At 73.3% G+C, this 1,307-nt stretch carries 2 protein-coding genes; both read right to left on the bottom strand.

Features of this window, described 5'->3' with window-relative positions; translation table 11 throughout:
- The coding region (locus ACFWWU_RS37280) for a DMT family transporter (protein ID WP_384153657.1) at positions 1 to 981 on the bottom strand (981 nt) is incomplete at its 3' end.
- Positions 982 to 1,011: 30 nt separating this feature from the next.
- A partial coding sequence (locus tag ACFWWU_RS37275; protein WP_384153654.1) for a hypothetical protein occupies positions 1,012 to 1,307 on the bottom strand: 296 nt, incomplete at its 5' end.

The following is a 1,307-nucleotide window of genomic DNA, read 5'->3' as shown; positions in this document are numbered from 1 at the left end:
GGCCATGCCCTCCGCGGTCTGCTCGAGCTGCGACTTGGGCCGCGCCCGCTGGGTGGCGAGCGCCGTGCCCGCAGCACCGCAGACGATGACGATCGCGATCACCTCGGTGAGCGAGAAGGTCTCCGACAGCACGAGCCAGCCGAACACGGCCGCGATGACGGGGCCGAAGCTCGTGACGATCGCGTAGATGCGCGGCGTGATCCGGCGCAGGATCCACGTGTCGAGGCTGTACGGCAACGCCGACGACAGCACGCCGACGCCGAGCAGCAGGCCGACGACCGCCCAGTCGACGACCGCCGGGTCGAAGGTCGCCGCCGCGAACGGCGCCAGCAGGGCGAGACTGACGATGCTCGCGACGGTGAGCCCCTCGAGCCCCGGCAGGCCGTGCGCCACCTTTCGCGTGAGCAGGATGTAGCCCGCCCACGCGGCCGCTGCGGCCAGGGCGAGCGTCAGGCCCCACGGGTCGATGCCCGCGGCATCCGACGCCCCGGGGCCGATCAGCAGCACGACCCCGGCCCCTGCGGCGAGCGCGCAGATCACGTCGAGCACGCGCCGCGAACTCGCGAGCGCGATGGCGAGCGGCCCGAGGAACTCGATCGTCGCGGCGACGCCGAGGCCGAGCAGGTGCACCGACTCGTAGAACGTCACGTTCATGATCGCGAGCACGACGCCGAGTGCGACCGCCGGCCAGAGCCGGCGCCACGTGAGCTCGGCGCGCTTCGGACGGTAGAACGGCAGCACGGCGACGACCATCACGAGCTGCCGCACGGCGACCACGACGAACGAGCCGACGACCGGGATCACGAGGCCCGCGAGGGATGAGCCGAAGTTGATGGAGACCTCGGTGCCGAGCTGCACGGCGGCCCCGGCGAGGCTCTTGCGACGCTCCGCCCCATGCGCGGGCGGCGATGCCGGCGCCGATCCCGGTGCCGATGCCGGCCCTGGTGCGGGCACCGGTGCAGGCATCGTCTCGTCGGTCACCATACGACGATACGCGTCGCCGAGTGCGGCTCAGAATCCGGCGAGGCGGGCCCGCGCGGCGTCGAGGTCGCGGCCCGTGCCGGGGGCGAGCACCTCGGCGACCACGAACCCGTCGCGGCGCACGAGGTAGACCCGATCGCTCCGCAGCCTCGCACGACGTGGCCGGCCCCGGTCGCCGGTGAAGACATGCGCCTCGACCCCGAGCTCGGCGGCGATGCGCCGCACGGCCCGCTCGGGCACGCCGTAGCCGTGCACCTGCCACTGCATCGAGCGCAGGGCGTCGAAGTTCTCCCCCGTCCACCGCAGTCGAACACCCACCGCCGCGT

The sequence above is a fragment of the Streptomyces sp. NPDC058650 genome (genome assembly GCF_042717315.1).
Taxonomy (GTDB): domain Bacteria; phylum Actinomycetota; class Actinomycetes; order Streptomycetales; family Streptomycetaceae; genus Streptomyces.
This window is presented reverse-complemented; position numbering and strand designations above follow the sequence as displayed.